We start from the raw sequence: 15,249 nt of genomic DNA, 5'->3' as shown, positions 1-15,249 counted from the left end.
AATATGGGGTGATGGAGTGATGGGGTGAAAACAACTGAAGCACTCTCCCCAACTCCCCACCTTCTTCTCACGCTGCACCCGCCACTACGGAGTTTTTCGCTAAAAGTTCCAGGGCTGCTTGATATTGCACATCTGCTTGAGTGCCAATCTGTTCGCGCGTGATTGGTTCAGAGGGAATCATGGTGTCTGGCTTTATACCTTGTTTATTGATATCGCGGTGGTTTGGTGTTTCATACTTAGCAATGGTGACAGCTAAACCAGAACCATCCGACAATTCAAATAAAGACTGAATTAAGCCTTTGCCAAAGGTGGTTTCTCCTACCAAAACGGCACGACCGTTATCCTGCAATGCACCAGCCAGAATCTCGCTAGCACTGGCAGTTCCTTGATTGACTAAAACAACTAAGGGGTCATGAGTTATGGCTGAACCAAATGCTTCAAAGCTCCCTTGAATGCCTTGTCGATTCACAGTGTAGACAATGGTACCAGACTCTAACCACAAGCGGGCAATCTCAATTCCTGCTTGCAACAGTCCGCCTGGATTATTTCGCAAATCCAGAATGTAGGCATCAGCCCCTTTTTTTTCTAAACTAGAAATGGCGTGTGCCAACTCAATTGGAGCGTTGGCATTAAATTGAGTGAGGCGCAGGTAGCCGATAGATGTTCCTTGAGAGGAAGAGCGTAATTCGGCAACAACTGGGTTAAGCGAAATGCGATCGCGCACCAGTTGAATTTCCAATTCGTCCTCTGTGTCTCGTTGAATAGACAAGATGACAGCACTACCTATGGGTCCGCGCATCCTGGCTGCTGCTTCGTCTAAGGTAAGTTTTTCTGTAGAGACGCCCTCAATTTTCACGATGCGATCGCGTGGTCTAATCCCAGCTTTTTCTGCTGGTGAACCCGCTATGGGAGCCACAACTTCCAATTTACCAGTCTCGGAATTGAGAGCGATTTGCAATCCAACTCCCGTGAGTTCCCCAGAAGTATTTACCTGCAGACTGCGGTACTGTTCTGGGTTTAAAAAACGGGTAAAAGGGTCGTCAAGGCTCTTAAGCATCCTTTGAATGGCTGAATAAGCCGATTGCTGGTCTTTGAATGGCTTTTCCAAAGCCTTTTGCCGCACCGACGCCCAGTTTTGATGATTAAATGTCTCGTCTAGATAAGTCCGATTAACAATTCTCCATACTTCTGATACCAGCTTTTGTTCTTCGCTCAAAGCCAAGGCAGGTTGACAAAAGCTGCCTAAACCTACCCAAAACGCTAATAGCAGTGATAATCCCGCCCGAAAAACTTGTTTGTGCATGAACCCCATTTTCACTTCCACTTTCAACCCAAATTGCCAGAGTTTGCCCAAGCTTCCTTGCTTTTATATGAAATCTATCTCTCGACTATGTTACTTTTTTTATAGAAGTGGTGCATTGCTTTGATCAAGTTGTTCGCTCAACAGAGCAAAGCGCATTCCACTTCCAAAACGATAAAATCTACTTTGTGTCTACCACCGAAGCGTGTTTGGATGCCAGGAGAGCGCAATATATACCCTCTTTTCAAAGTGTGAAGTTTTTTTTAAACTATTAACACTCTGACCACTTAAAAGTAAACGAGCAAATGCTTCTTTGCTAAAATCCCAAAACTGAATAATTTGGGAGAAGTCTAAGCGGCGGCTTCCGTCGCTTAGAACTTGGGAAATTTATCAACCGCGAACCTATTTCTAGGAATTTGAGATTGTATGGCTAACGTCTACGACTGGTTTGAGGAGCGCTTGGAGATTCAAGCGCTTGCTGAGGACGTCACCAGCAAGTACGTCCCTCCTCACGTCAATATCTTCTACTGCTTGGGTGGAATTACTCTGACGTGCTTTCTTATCCAGTTTGCGACTGGATTCGCCATGACATTCTACTACAGACCAACCGTCACCGAAGCGTATGCCTCCGTGCAGCACATCATGAATGATGTTAACTTCGGTTGGCTGATTCGCTCCATCCACCGCTGGTCTGCCAGCATGATGGTACTGATGATGATTTTGCACACCTTCCGGGTTTACCTGACTGGTGGCTTCAAAAAGCCCCGCGAACTGACTTGGGTCACAGGTGTCATTTTGGCAGTGATTACCGTTTCCTTTGGCGTGACCGGCTACTCTCTGCCTTGGGACCAAGTTGGCTACTGGGCTGTGAAAATCGTAAGCGGTGTACCAGAAGCCATTCCCGTGGTCGGCACCCTCATAGCTGACTTGCTGCGCGGCGGTTCAAGCGTTGGTCAAGCTACGCTGACTCGTTACTACAGCGCACACACCTTTGTGCTGCCTTGGCTAATTGCTGTCTTCATGTTGCTGCACTTCTTGATGATTCGCAAGCAAGGGATTTCCGGTCCGTTGTAATCGTAAAGTCGTAAGCAATCGGGTATAAGGCGTTAGTGTCAAGATGGAACTGTTCTTCAGCTAAAAGCTAATGCCCGCTAGCTGACGGCTTAAACAAAAGCTTTAAATCAACTTAAGCAGGAGAGCACATTTAAAAATGGCAACACTGAAAAAACCTGATCTGAGCGATCCACAGTTAAGAGCCAAACTGGCAAAAGGTATGGGTCACAACTACTACGGCGAACCAGCTTGGCCGAATGACCTGCTGTACGTCTTCCCAATTGTGATCATGGGATCTTTCGCTTGTATCGTGGCTCTATCTGTCTTAGATCCCGCGATGACCGGGGAACCAGCGAATCCCTTCGCTACACCGCTGGAAATTCTACCAGAGTGGTATCTCTATCCTGTCTTCCAGATTTTGCGTTCAGTTCCTAACAAACTCTTAGGGGTGGTATTGATGGGTTCCGTACCCCTAGGGCTGATTCTTGTTCCCTTTATTGAGAACGTGAATAAGTTCCAAAACCCTTTCCGCCGTCCAGTAGCAACTACAGTGTTCTTAATTGGAACTTTTGTCACCCTGTGGCTGGGAATTGGTGCTACTTTCCCAATAGATAAGTCCTTCACCTTTGGACTGTTCTAAATTAGTCAGCCAAGGGGAGATCCAGTACTGTTGCCACAGTCTGCCTGTACGGCATAAGCGAGTTTACCGTCATAGGGAACTAACTCTCTCCTTGGGGTTAGCCTGACCTAGGTAACTGGCGTTGGAAGCCCTCCCGCAGTACTGGTCTCACCCCAAAGCGTTTTGACGCCTGTGCGTTTCTCGGCAAGTACAGATGTGCTTTTCTAGAGAAATCAACAGGCGTCAATTTTAATAATCCGGGTTGCATCTTGGATGGCAATTTTGTATACAGATGTCATTTCACAATCTCAAATCTGTAATATACAGAAGGTACAAACTCACTTACATTAAAGTCAAGGTCAATGCTAAGCATAGTGCAGCAAGACCATCTGACGGTGAGGAGCGAACTAAAGCTTCTAAACCAGGTGCAACAATGGTTTGAACAATTTTGTCTGCAACACTTGCCTCAACTTGGTTGGTCAGAAAGCCAACTCTATCGTCTCAATCTAGCATTAGCAGAAGGCTTTACCAACGCCGTTCGTCATGCTCATCATGCTTTGCCACCGGAAACAACCATAGAGATTGATGTTTCTTTGTGGATTGATCGGTTGGAGATTAGAATCTGGGATCATGGAAAACCTTTTAATCCCGATGCGATCGCAGAGCCAGAGCCAGGTACTCTCCAAGTTGGGGGATATGGATGGTTTCTCCTGCGGCGCTTGGCTGATCACGTTGTCTACGAACGTGGTGCGGATGGAAGGAATTGTCTGCTCATCGTCAAGTATGGTTTACAGGGACAGCAGTAAAGGTAAACAAAAACAAGCAAGGGCAAATCCAGGGTGTTTCAAAGCTTTGGGAAAGTGGGGAGTGTCGAAGGAAAATGCTCCCCAACTTTGCCTGTAAACTCATATCTTTGCTTCCAAATATAAGTCTAAATACGAAAGTTTATCTTTGAGCTATCGAACTTTGCAGAAAAATTACTGAAGTGACTGAAATTTTTGAGAAAAATTAAAAGATTTCTTTGTATAAAAAATATATTGAAGACCGCAAAGACAGCATTCGAGTTCACGCCTCTGGTTTGCTAGGATTTAGCATGATCGTGAAAGTCGTGAGATTTCACACATGACATATAACAATATAACAGTGAATGTACATGAAAATACCAATCAATAAAGTGGGAGAACAGATAGATTGCAGCCAAAATTTGAAAACAAAAGCTAATCATCTCTTTGTGTTTCTACAAGTTTTTGAACAAGAAGGCGGAATTCAATCATATGTAAAGGATATTTTTCGTGCCTATTTAGCATTTAACAAACCTTTATATGCAGAAGTCTTTTTGCTTAGGGATAGTCCTAACTGCTCAAATCCTTTTGAATCAGAGAGTTTAAAATTTCATTACTTCAAATGCCAGTCTCCCCAGCTAGAGCGAGTAAAAATGACTATAGCGTTACTCTCTCATCTGGTGCGTCACCGACCCCAGCACGTCTTTTGTGGTCATGTGAACCTTGCACCCCTAGTTGGTATGCTGTGCCTACCTTTGGGAATTCCTTACACGGTCATGACTCATGGTAAAGAAGTTTGGGAACCGTTACCAACCACAATGAAATCCAGCTTGCAAAAAGCAGCACAAATTTGGACAGTCAGTCGATATACTCGTCAAGTTGCCAGTGCTAGCAACAACCTTGACTCTAATAAAGTAAAAATATTACCTTGTGCTGTGAATGGTCATAACTTTACTCCAGGGGCAAAATCGACTTCGTTGTTAGAGCGGTATGGTTTGGCAGGGGCAAAGGTACTGATGACCGTAGCGCGACTGTGGTCAGGTGATATTTATAAAGGTGTAGATATCACGATTCAAGCATTACCGCACATAGCTCATGTTTTCCCTCAGGTAAAATATTTGGTTATTGGTCGTGGCGATGACCAACCTCGATTAGCTAAACTGGCTGAAGATTTAGGCGTAGGCGATCGCGTTATCTTTGCTGGGTTCGTGCCTACAGAAGAACTGGTAGAACACTACCGTCTTGCCGATGCTTACGTGATGCCTTCTCATGAGGGTTTTGGTATTGTCTACTTAGAAGCAATGGCTTGTGGTGTACCCGTGCTTTCTGGTGATGCAGATGGGTCAGCAGACCCATTGCAGGATGGTCTGTTGGGATGGAGAGTCCCACACCGCGACCCCAATGCGGTGGCGGCGGCTTGTATAGAAATACTCAAAGGAGATGACCAACGTTGTGATGGGCAATGGTTGCGAGAACAAGCTCTTACTCTATTTGGTATGGATGCTTTTCAGAAGCGATTACAACAGCAGCTTTTATCCCAACTCAAGAGTTTATAGTCAAGAGTCCATTTTTATTAAGTTCTTTAATGAATTCTTATTGACAAGTGACAATTGACTTCTTAGTAAAATCGCTATCCTAGAGGGAGAGCAGGACGACATTTAAAAAATGAGCCTTAAAACCTTTCAGTTGAATTTGTCTAATTTACGCCCTTGGCTCACCTTGCTAGCAATTATATGGTTGCTGGGGTCATTAGGCTTGGGCTGGTTGGTTAACTCCTTAGTGATTATTGTTGGGCTATTGTTGTTGACACCCATTCTCGTGTTTTTTGGGTTTCGCTTATGGCTGCAATACAACTTGGTGAGCGACCGCTGTCCCGTTTGTGGAGCTGAATTTACAGGTTTAAATAACACTCAGTTGCAGTGTTCTAATTGTGGAGAGAAGTTATCAGTGCAACAGGGACACTTTCAGCGCTTCACACCAGAAGGCACAATTGATGTGACAGCAGTCGAAGTGTCCAGCAAGTTACTTGATGATTAGTTATTAGTGAAAAAGAAAAAGTTGTAGGGTGCGTTATACTGCGGTAACGCATCCTGTTATTTTTATACATCCATTTTAGTGGTATTACTCAAATTCACTACTATTGAGTTGCATATAACTTAATAACCAGTTTGCTGCTGTTGCTCTGCGCGTTTGCCGAGGACCAAACTCACCAATTTTATAACCTTGGAAACCCAGTTTTTCTTTCAAGAGCTGTTTGTTCTCTGGAGGAATAGAACGAGTTAGCTTAACTGTTGTGGGGCGAGAATCGATAAAATCTGGTGGTTCTGGGTACTCATGACGCCATTCTGGTGAGACTTCTTGAGTGTCCCACTGTTGGGTTGAGGAGTCGTAGCGATACCCCAAGCAATGCCAGACCAATTGGTTGACTGTAGCATCATCAATTTCCTCATTGAGAATTGCCCAAATCGTTTCTGTGTTGAGTGGTGGCAAGTTTGACATACGCAAATCAGTTGGAATTAAGAATTCCTTGGTGCATAATAAACAGGGTAAACTGGAAATAGTAAAGACTTGACCAGTTAATGCAGAATACCACACCGCAACTAAAGCAAGTCCGCGCTCATGCATTGATTTCTGGGAGAGTTCAAGGGGTAGGCTATCGCTACGCCACCGTAGATACAGCTACTCAACTGGGATTAACAGGTTGGGTGCGGAACCTCCCCGATGGTCGTGTGGAAGCAGTGTTTGAAGGTAGCAAAGGGGTTGTAGAACAGATGATTCGCTGGTGTTACCAAGGACCACCTGCTGCTATGGTTAAAGATGTATTGGTAGAATACGAGGAACCAGAAGGGTTACGGGGATTTGAAGTCAAGCGTTTTGAGTAAGCATTTATTCTTTGCTAGTGGCTTGGTTTGCCCGTACAAATTATTTTGTATTAAAAGAAAAATATATATGGCAGGTACAATTACACCAAGTTTTGCGATCGCCTGATTGAGTGCTGGGTGTCGTTGAGTTTCTCCAAGGAAGTCGCTACGCAGAGTGATGATAACCGATACACAACCAGAGCGATCGCCTGCGGCATGAATTAAGTTCTCGATAAATATTTGGCGTTCGGTAGGGTCATCGCAAAGCGAGTAAACTTCTTCAAACTGGTCTACTAGCACCACTAACGGCGATACGGTAATCTCTGGTAAAACATTGGCAATGCGCCGTAAGCCATCATAAATAATAGTATCAGTAGTGTTACTGCTAGTTTGTTTTAATTCTTGTGCAAACTCGCGGGTTTTAGCCACAGGAGTTTGGTCATTCGTTGCTACTCTTGCCAACACCGTTGCTAAAGCTTCCACAGGATGAGTCCCAGGGACAAGCACCGCCACTCGCGCTTGGCTTTTACCCGGTAGAGGACGCCGTGCGAGTTCAGGAATTAAACCTGCACGTGCTAGGGAAGATTTACCAGAACCTGATGGTCCCAAAATTGGCAATAAACGTAATGACGTTTCTGGTTGAGTTGTGTTTTCGTGAAGAGTCCGAAATAGATTCCACAGTTTTTCGATTTGTTTTTCTCGCCCAAAATAGCGCTCGCCGTCAACCTCAAGAAATGCGAGTAGCCCTTTGTAAGGATTGGCACCTATTTCTCCTGTGGTAGAAACTTTCTCTTCTTTTAGTTGATGCTCAAGTTGGTACTGGTAGATAACAACTTTATTGCCATCTCCAGAAATAATCGCACTGCTGATGGCATCCTTTTCAACCCTAATGCTGCGATTTTCATCCCTTAACCCGCTATCGCTCATGGATTCTGCCTCATCTACCGATTCACCAGCATCAAAATGTCAACCCAATAATACTTAAGTAGCTTATGCCAGTTTTCACCCAGCTAAGACAATGATTGATTTTGTGACCAAAACTGAATCAAAAATTGCATATTTAACGAGATTAACGGAAATATGGTTCACACGTTGCCTTAGCTCCTTTCTCCTCAGAAGTTTTAGGATCTTTGAAAACAGGATGATCCTGTAATCGCTCACAGGCTGCTTTCAACCAAGTATCAATTTTAATATCCCATAACCTGACAGTGCCATTATCCTCCATACTGAGGATTGTTTGCCTATCACTGCTTATTGCTACATGCCATACGCGACTTTGAGGACCTTTAAAAGGTTCACCCAGGGGCTGACCCTTCCTGTTCCACAACCTGATCGTGCCATCATCACCCCCACTAACGATTGTTTGCCCATCCGTGCTTATCGCTACAGAATATACGCGACTTTGATGACCTTTAAAAGGTTCACTCAGGAGCTGACCCTTCCTGTTCCACAACCTGACCGTGTCATCATCACTCCCACTGACGATTGTTTGCCCGTCCGTACTTATTGCTACAGAACGTACGTAATTTTGATGACCTTTAAAAGGTTCACTCAGGAGCTGACCCTTCCTGTTCCACAACCTAACAGTGTTATCACCACTCCCACTGACGATTGTTTGTCCATCCGTACTTATTGCTACAGAAGTTACGAAACTTTGATGACCTTTAAAAGGTTCACCCAGGGGCTGGCCCTCCCTGTTCCACAACCTGATAGTGCCATCTAGATCCCAACTGACGATTGTTTGCCCATCCGTGCTTATTGCTACATTACTTCCTGAGGGACCTTGATGACCTTTAAAAGGTTCACCCAAAAGCTGACCCTTCCTGTTCCACAACCTGACAGTGCCATCTAAACCAGAACTGAGGATTGTTTGCCCATCAGTGCTTATTGATAAAGATAATACGGAACCTTGATGACCTTTAAAAAGTTCACCCAGGGGCTGACCCTTCCTGTCCCACAACCTAATCGTGCCATCATCACCCCCACTGATGATTGTTTGCTTATATGTATTCATTGCTACGGTTCTTACGGAACCTTGATGACCTTTAAAAGGTTCACCCAGGGCACCCAGGGGCTGACCCTTCCTGTCCCACAACCTGATAGTGCCATCTACACCAGAACTGAGGATTGTTTGCCCATCAGTGCTTATTGCTACAGAAATTACGATCCCTTCATGACCTTTAAAAGGTTCACCCAAAAGCTGACCCTTCCTATTCCACAACCTGACCGTACCATCATCACTCCCACTGACGATTGTTTGCCCATTCGTGCTTATTGCAACATGAGTGTCTAAGTAACCTTGATGACCTTTAAAAGGTTCACCCAGGGGCTGACCCTTCCTGTTCCACAACCTAATCGTGCCATCATCACCCCCACTGATGATTGTTTGTCCATCTGCGCTTATTGATACATGAGTTACGGAACCTTGATGACCTTTAAAAGGTTCACCCAGGGGCTGACCCTTCCTGCTCCACAACCTAATCGTGCCATCATCACCCCCACTGATGATTGTTTGTCCATCTGCGCTTATTGACACATGAGTTACGGAACCTTGATGACCTTTAAAAGGTTCACCCAGGAGCTGACCCTTCCTGTTCCACAACCTGACCGTGCCATCTGAACCCACACTGAGGATTGTTTGTCCATCCGTGCTTATTGATACAAATTTTACGTAACCTTGATGACCTTTAAGACCTTTAAAAGGTTCACCCAGGGGCTGACCCTTCCTGTTCCACAACCTGACCGTGCCATCATCACCCCCACTAAGGATTGTTTGCCCGTCTGTGCTTATTGCTGCAGAAATTACGGAACCTTGATGAGATTTAAACGGTTCACCCAAGGGCTGACCCTTCCTGTTCCACAACCTGACCGTGCCATCATCACCCCCACTGACGATTGTTTGTCCATCCGTGCTTATTGCTACAGTCCTTACGTAACCTTGATGGCCTTTGAGAAGATTTTTTTCTCGACTAATCTCAACTGCACTAAACAAGCTGTCTAAAATTGATTGGGGAAATGATTGATTGGGAAAATTGAGGAAGGGCGAGCGGCTTTGTCCTACAAGACTAATTGTAGTCACCATCCCTTGTAAGGGATAATTTGATAACTTATTTTTTGCTGTGATGGCGGTTTGTTCGATTCGCCCTCGTTCTGCACTTTGCCACTGATAAGCTGCAAATCCTGTTGCTGTTGTCGTTAATAATAAACCTGTACTTAAAATGCCAATCAAGACTTGTCGTTGCCGTTTTCGGTCTTGTTCGGCTTTGATTGCGGCTTGCTTTCTTGCTTCTTCCGCAAAAACAGAAGCATTGAAAAATTCCACCTGCAACGGTGTCATATTATCGCTTTTCTGCTCGTAATATTTCTCCAATAAATCCAAATCTGGAGTCCGCCAAAGACTCCCCTCTGGGCGACCATTCTCTTGCCAAGCTTTTGCTGCTTCTTCTAAACGACGCCCAAAACGAATGTCACTGCGACTGCTGTCCAACCATTGACCGAACTGACGCCAGTGCTCAAACAGCGCTTCATGGGTCACTTCCGCTGTTTCGCCTGCTTCCGGAACGGAGGAGAGGGTAATTAAGCGCACATCACGGGCGGCAAATTTGCCAATCACTTGTTTGACTTGCTCTGGACTGTCTTTGTGTGAGACAAGCCCTGCAAACGCAGCACGGCGACGGGTGTCTTTTGCCCCTTCTCCCAACTGTACCAATCCCAGAAAAACGCGTCGGGCAATTTCTTTTTCTTCAGGACTGAGGTTGTCATAAATCCGTTGAGCTTCCCCAGCCAGCGCACCGCCAACTCCACCGATTTGTTTCAGCGTGACAGCAGGTTCAATTCCTTGGGTTAACCCTTCCCAAATTCTTGTAAGAGCAAACTGAAGCAACGGTAATGCTCCTTCTCGCCCTTCGGCTTCCTGAACTAACAAATTTACCGTCGCCTCATCTAAAGGATGACCCGCCAGTTCTGCTGGCTTGGCTATAGCTTGCTGCAGTTCATCAGCAGTCATTGCTGGGATAATTAAGCCGAGTTGAGCAACAAGTTGATTCAGCACAGGATGCCTTTGGGTTTCGCCGAGAAAGTCACTGCGTAGGGTCACAATCACAGAAACACGAACTGAGGGGTCAGCAGCTGCATCAACTAAATTTTCAATAAAAGCCTTGCGTTCATCAGCATTCTTGCACAGCGAGTAGACCTCCTCAAACTGATCCACCAATACCACTAAGGAAGATTCGGCAATCTTAGGCAGCATATCGGCGATGCGCCGCAAACCATCGTATGCACCTGTGTTATTAGTGCGCTGCAATTCATCAACAAACTCCCGTGTCTTCGCCACGGGGGTAAGGTCCTGTGTTGCTACCCGCGCCAAAACCCCAGCCAAAGCTTCCAAGGGATGTGCCCCAGGCACTAGTATCGCCACCTGCGCCTGCTTCTTTCCCGGAAGCGGTCGCCGCGCCAGTTCTGGAATTAATCCGGCGCGTGCTAGAGAAGACTTACCACTTCCCGATGGTCCCAAAATGGGGAGCAAGCGGATTTGAGACACATTCTCGTGAAGAGTGCGAAACACATTCCACAGTCGTGAAATCTGCGCTTCCCGACCAAAATAGCGCTCTGCATCCTCTTCATCAAACGCCAACAGACCTTTGTAAGGATTGGGACCAATCTTAGTTTCAACAGGCGATGGTTCTGATTGAACTTGTTGAGCGGTGTGATATTGGTAAATGACAACCCTATTGCCATCTCCTGAAATAATCGCACTGCTGAGTGCATCTCGTTCGATTGCGATGCTGCGATTTTCTCCCCCAAAAGTGCTGTCACTCATCGATTTTGCCCCAATATCAATGCACTCTCCTTAAATTCCCAAACCGACGATATTTAGTAGCTTATGCCAGTTCTCTCCTAACCAAGCCGTTGTTTTGATTAAGTGAGGTTTAAGTTTTTCAACCACAGAAGCAAATCCCTCAGCTTTCTTGGCATAATCAAGCGCTCGGTCTAATGCCTTACCCACCTCATCTTTATCCGGCTTGGGCTTGTTGACCTCTTCCTGAGCATCAGCAAAGGCATTCTCAATCTTGCGACGATCCGGACTTTCCAGCTTTGCCAGTGCTTCATGCAGCGCGTTCAGTTCTGCTCGAATATCAACACTTTCAGGCGCAGGTAAACTGACTGGCTGAAAATGTATATTGGCAACGTTGCGATCGCCTGTTTGAATAGCGCTACCAGTGACATTACCCCCGATAGAAACAGAGCGGTTTTGTCCAACCTTGTAATCATCGCTCCTAAAATCATCCCTAGCAGAAGATTTTGCAGACGCTACACTCTCCAAATTGGTTTGTGGTTGTGTTTGATAGTCACGTCGTCTGGCTTTGAGTACAGGGGTTTGTGACTCTGGAATTCCTTCTAGGTCAATAGAAGCGCAACCTAGTTCAAAACAATCGGAGTAACTTCTTCCAGCTAAGAGGGCATCATAAAATCCTACAGCAAATTCGATTGCTGCCATATCCCCAATCGCTCGATTCATGCCAATGACATAATCAATATGTTGGTGAATCGCTTCTGCTTGGGCTTCGCTGTAACAGGCATTCAGCAAAACGCATTCAATATGCTCTTGAAACGACTTAAATAGCTTCGATAACGATTCTGTACTGACTAGTTGCGTTTGCCCGGAATTATTCTCCAGAGCTAAACCATTACTACCTGAGCCATGTCCAGAAAAATGAACAATTGTCGGTTGGTGGTCTAATAACGCACGGCGTAAATCTTCAACTCGTATCGCCCAGGAGGTGACAATTTCAAACTGCTCCCGATTGTTGGCTCGTTTCAGCGCTGCTTGGATTTCTCTTACCTCTTCATCCAAGCGCAATTTATTTGTATCCTTGGGATTGGCTGATAATATTAGGATTTTTTTCAGCATTTTTATGGTTGGTAGGAGAAACCCTGGTGTCTACCCTTGGATACAAACTGAGCATACTATTTTTCCAAAATCTCAAAAAATTTCTTTACTGAATGTTAACAAGTAAATAATTGTTGATGATTTTGACTATTCCACCGTTACAGATTTCGCCAAATTCCTTGGCTGATCCACGTCCAAACCGCGACGCGCCGCAATGTGATAAGCCAATAATTGTAGGGGAATCACCGTAAGAATTGGGGAAAGCAATTCATCAACTTTTGAAACTGGGATCAAGTCGTTAAAAATTTCCGCTGCTTCCCCATGATGAACTGGCGTTACACCAATTAACCGAGAATCACGAGCCTTTGCCTCTTGGGAGTTAGAAATCACTTTTTCGTAAACACTTCCAGGCATAGCGATCGCCACTACTGGCACTTTTGCATCCAATAGGGCAATAGGTCCATGCTTCATTTCTCCAGCCGGATATCCCTCTGCGTGAATATAGCTGATTTCCTTTAATTTCAACGCCCCTTCTAAGGCGATGGGATAGTTAATTCCTCTTCCTAAAAAGATGAAATCTTTCGTTTCTGCAAAGTTATGAGCCAATTGCTCAATAGATTTTTCTTGGCTTTCCAAAGTTGCCTCAATTTCACCGGGAATTTGCCGCAACCCGTTCATAATTTCTTGTAATTTTGTTGGGGAAATTGTTTGACGAAGATATGCCAAATCCAACGCTAATGCATAAAATGCCATCAATTGGGCAATAAAAGTTTTCGTCGCCGCAACTCCAATTTCAATTCCTGCTAGAGTATTGATAATATGAGATAGCATCTGACCCAAAGTACTTTCTGGGCGATTGGTAATTCCTAATAGTCGCGCCTGATACTTAGATTCTTTATCCTGACGACGTTCTTGTTCCATCGCCAACGCTGCTAGAGTATCAGCAGTTTCACCTGACTGTGTAACGCCAATTGTCAAGGTATTTGCTGTCAGAGGTGTTGGTGCATAACGAAATTCTGAAGCATAATGCACTTGGGTAGGAATTCCTGCCAGCTGTTCTAGTAAATATTTACCCACTATTGCTGCATGCCAACTAGTACCGCAAGCAACGATTTGAATTTGTTCTAAATCAGCGTAAATCTCGGCTGGTAAACCAAGCTTAATTGGGGATTTAGTAGAATCACCTGCACTCCAATTACCATTGAAGTATGCATCTAAACAAGCCCGTACGACTCCTGGTTGCTCGTAGATTTCCTTGAGCATGAAGTGCTTGAATCCCTGCTTTTCCACCATCATGGGATTCAAGTTGAGCAGGCGGGGCTGTTTCTTCAACCTTTCACCCGCAAAGTTGTAAATTTCAACGCCCAAAGGAGTCAGGCGTGCTAATTCTCCGTTGTCTAGAGGTAACACTGCACGGGTGTGAGCAATAATGGCTGGTGTATCGGAAGCACAGAAGAATTCCCCTTGTCCAAAACCAATGACTATGGGTGCTTGTTGGCGGACGACGATGAGTTCGTCGGGGTAGTCTGCACAAATGATTGCGATCGCAAACGCCCCTTTGAGTTTATTGACTGTATCACGAACAGCCTCAAGCAAGGGAGAGGGGGAGAACGCAAGAGGAGAAGACGGGGAGTGCTTCAAAAACTCAGCTATGAGATGGGGAATAACCTCGACATCAGTATCTGAGCGGAACTGGTATCCTTTGTGTTTCAGTTCCTCGCGCAACTCGCTGTAGTTTTCAATAATCCCATTCACAACCACCGCTATTCGCCCATCCGCATCCATATGGGGATGAGCATTGTACTCTTCTGGTTTACCATGAGTTGCCCAGCGAGTGTGACCAATACCAATTTGAGCAGGGGTTTCTACTTGTTCTAGCTTGGAACGCAGGTTGTAAAGTTTGCCCTTTGCCCGGACGCAATTCACTTCACCTTCCCATATCGTGGCGATTCCCGCAGAATCGTATCCTCGATACTCCAGTTTTTCCAGCCCAGATAGCAAAATTTCTGTTGCTGCTTGAGTGCCAATATAGCCAACAATACCGCACATTGCTCACACCACTCTCTTTTTATAGTTGTTAGCACAAAGGTAGCGTTTTCGGGCGGGCTTATATGTAAGTATTACAATTTATGTCGAACTTTTACATTATGATAATAATATTGGGGGCTGGACGTTGCTCACCATTGTTCTGAATGGTAAGTAATGCCCAGCCTCCACTGCTAAAAGTGCTTGCTATCGAGATAATTAATAGCGACCCGAAGGAAAAATTAGTAAGCCAGACCCATACTGCGGGTGGTTTCAGCTCCTAAGTAAACCCGGATGCTTAAAAAGTCAGTAGGACAAGCCGTTTCACACCGCTTGCAGCCCACACAGTCTTCTGTGCGGGGTGAAGAGGCAATTTGCTGGGCTTTGCAGCCATCCCAGGGAACCATCTCCAGCACGTCAGTGGGGCAAGCACGAACGCATTGTGTGCAGCCGATGCAGGTATCGTAGATTTTTACGGTATGAGACATTGAAAAAAAGCTCCTTTGAGAGTATTTTTCTGGTGTGAAAGAATCATAATCATGGCTTAGTTTACCGCAGTGGCTTATCGTCCGTAATTAAAAGGCTACATAACTTTAAAGAATGTAATAAGCACGTTGAAATTGTAGTCAGGCTATTGAGCATTTAAATTAGGATGTATAAGGTAGCTCTAATGATTGCCTCAAGCAAACTTTAGTCTCATGAATTTTGAGTTTTGGATG

The 15,249-nt window shown here is 45.1% G+C and carries 13 protein-coding genes; 6 read left to right on the top strand and 7 right to left on the bottom strand.

Annotated features, from left to right (window positions below; genetic code table 11):
- Window positions 1-67: 67 nt before the first annotated feature.
- Window positions 68-1,312 carry a carboxyl-terminal processing protease CtpA gene (gene ctpA / locus MAS10914_RS0109390; RefSeq protein ID WP_026082444.1) on the bottom strand — a complete coding sequence of 415 codons (1,245 nt, stop codon included), beginning with the start codon at window positions 1,310-1,312 and terminating at the stop codon, window positions 68-70.
- 414 nt (window positions 1,313-1,726) lie between these two features.
- Between ctpA and petB the strand changes: the two genes are divergently transcribed.
- From petB to MAS10914_RS0109365, 5 genes are all read left to right on the top strand, one after another.
- The gene (petB, locus tag MAS10914_RS0109385; RefSeq protein WP_017315674.1) at window positions 1,727-2,374 is read left to right on the top strand and encodes a cytochrome b6; all 648 of its coding nucleotides are present in this window, start codon (window positions 1,727-1,729) and stop codon (window positions 2,372-2,374) included.
- Window positions 2,375-2,510: 136 nt separating this feature from the next.
- Window positions 2,511-2,993: a cytochrome b6-f complex subunit IV gene (gene petD / locus MAS10914_RS0109380; protein WP_017315673.1), complete on the top strand. Its 483-nt coding sequence runs from the start codon at window positions 2,511-2,513 to the stop codon at window positions 2,991-2,993.
- 341 nt (window positions 2,994-3,334) lie between these two features.
- Window positions 3,335-3,778: an ATP-binding protein gene (locus MAS10914_RS0109375; RefSeq protein ID WP_017315672.1), complete on the top strand. Its 444-nt coding sequence runs from the start codon at window positions 3,335-3,337 to the stop codon at window positions 3,776-3,778.
- Between the two features lie 347 nt (window positions 3,779-4,125).
- Window positions 4,126-5,310, top strand: coding sequence for a glycosyltransferase (locus tag MAS10914_RS0109370; RefSeq protein WP_017315671.1), 1,185 nt, complete (start codon window positions 4,126-4,128; stop codon window positions 5,308-5,310).
- Window positions 5,311-5,419: 109 nt separating this feature from the next.
- Entirely contained in the window at window positions 5,420-5,791 is a 372-nt protein-coding gene (locus tag MAS10914_RS0109365) for a hypothetical protein (RefSeq protein WP_017315670.1), read from the top strand.
- A gap of 84 nt (window positions 5,792-5,875) precedes the next feature.
- On the opposite strand, the gene MAS10914_RS0109360 is transcribed toward MAS10914_RS0109365, so the two are convergent.
- On the bottom strand, window positions 5,876-6,253 hold the full coding sequence (locus MAS10914_RS0109360) for a DUF1823 family protein (RefSeq protein ID WP_017315669.1): 378 nt from the start codon (window positions 6,251-6,253) through the stop codon (window positions 5,876-5,878).
- An 80-nt stretch (window positions 6,254-6,333) separates the two neighbouring features.
- Between MAS10914_RS0109360 and MAS10914_RS0109355 the strand changes: the two genes are divergently transcribed.
- Window positions 6,334-6,636 carry an acylphosphatase gene (locus MAS10914_RS0109355; RefSeq protein ID WP_017315668.1) on the top strand — a complete coding sequence of 101 codons (303 nt, stop codon included), beginning with the start codon at window positions 6,334-6,336 and terminating at the stop codon, window positions 6,634-6,636.
- Here the strand turns inward: MAS10914_RS0109355 and MAS10914_RS0109350 are convergent.
- The 5 genes from MAS10914_RS0109350 to psaC all read right to left on the bottom strand — a co-directional run bounded on the left by MAS10914_RS0109350 (window position 6,604) and on the right by psaC (window position 15,018).
- Window positions 6,604-7,542, bottom strand: coding sequence for an ATP-binding protein (locus MAS10914_RS0109350; RefSeq protein ID WP_017315667.1), 939 nt, complete (start codon window positions 7,540-7,542; stop codon window positions 6,604-6,606). The two genes, MAS10914_RS0109355 and MAS10914_RS0109350, sit on opposite strands and share 33 nt — an antisense overlap.
- A 142-nt stretch (window positions 7,543-7,684) precedes the next feature.
- Window positions 7,685-11,434: an nSTAND1 domain-containing NTPase gene (locus tag MAS10914_RS32040; protein ID WP_017315666.1), complete on the bottom strand. Its 3,750-nt coding sequence runs from the start codon at window positions 11,432-11,434 to the stop codon at window positions 7,685-7,687.
- A gap of 30 nt (window positions 11,435-11,464) precedes the next feature.
- A complete protein-coding gene (locus MAS10914_RS0109340) occupies window positions 11,465-12,526 on the bottom strand; it encodes a CHAT domain-containing protein (RefSeq protein WP_017315665.1) in 1,062 nt (353 codons plus the stop codon).
- A gap of 126 nt (window positions 12,527-12,652) precedes the next feature.
- A complete protein-coding gene (gene glmS, locus MAS10914_RS0109335) occupies window positions 12,653-14,554 on the bottom strand; it encodes a glutamine--fructose-6-phosphate transaminase (isomerizing) (RefSeq protein WP_017315664.1) in 1,902 nt (633 codons plus the stop codon).
- A gap of 218 nt (window positions 14,555-14,772) precedes the next feature.
- On the bottom strand, window positions 14,773-15,018 hold the full coding sequence (gene psaC / locus MAS10914_RS0109330) for a photosystem I iron-sulfur center protein PsaC (protein ID WP_016878077.1): 246 nt from the start codon (window positions 15,016-15,018) through the stop codon (window positions 14,773-14,775).
- Window positions 15,019-15,249: the final 231 nt, after the last annotated feature.

Source organism: Mastigocladopsis repens PCC 10914, assembly GCF_000315565.1.
Classification (GTDB): Bacteria; Cyanobacteriota; Cyanobacteriia; order Cyanobacteriales; family Nostocaceae; genus Mastigocladopsis; species Mastigocladopsis repens.
The sequence above is the reverse complement of the archived record's forward strand: the minus strand, read 5'-3'. Positions and strand labels throughout refer to the sequence as shown.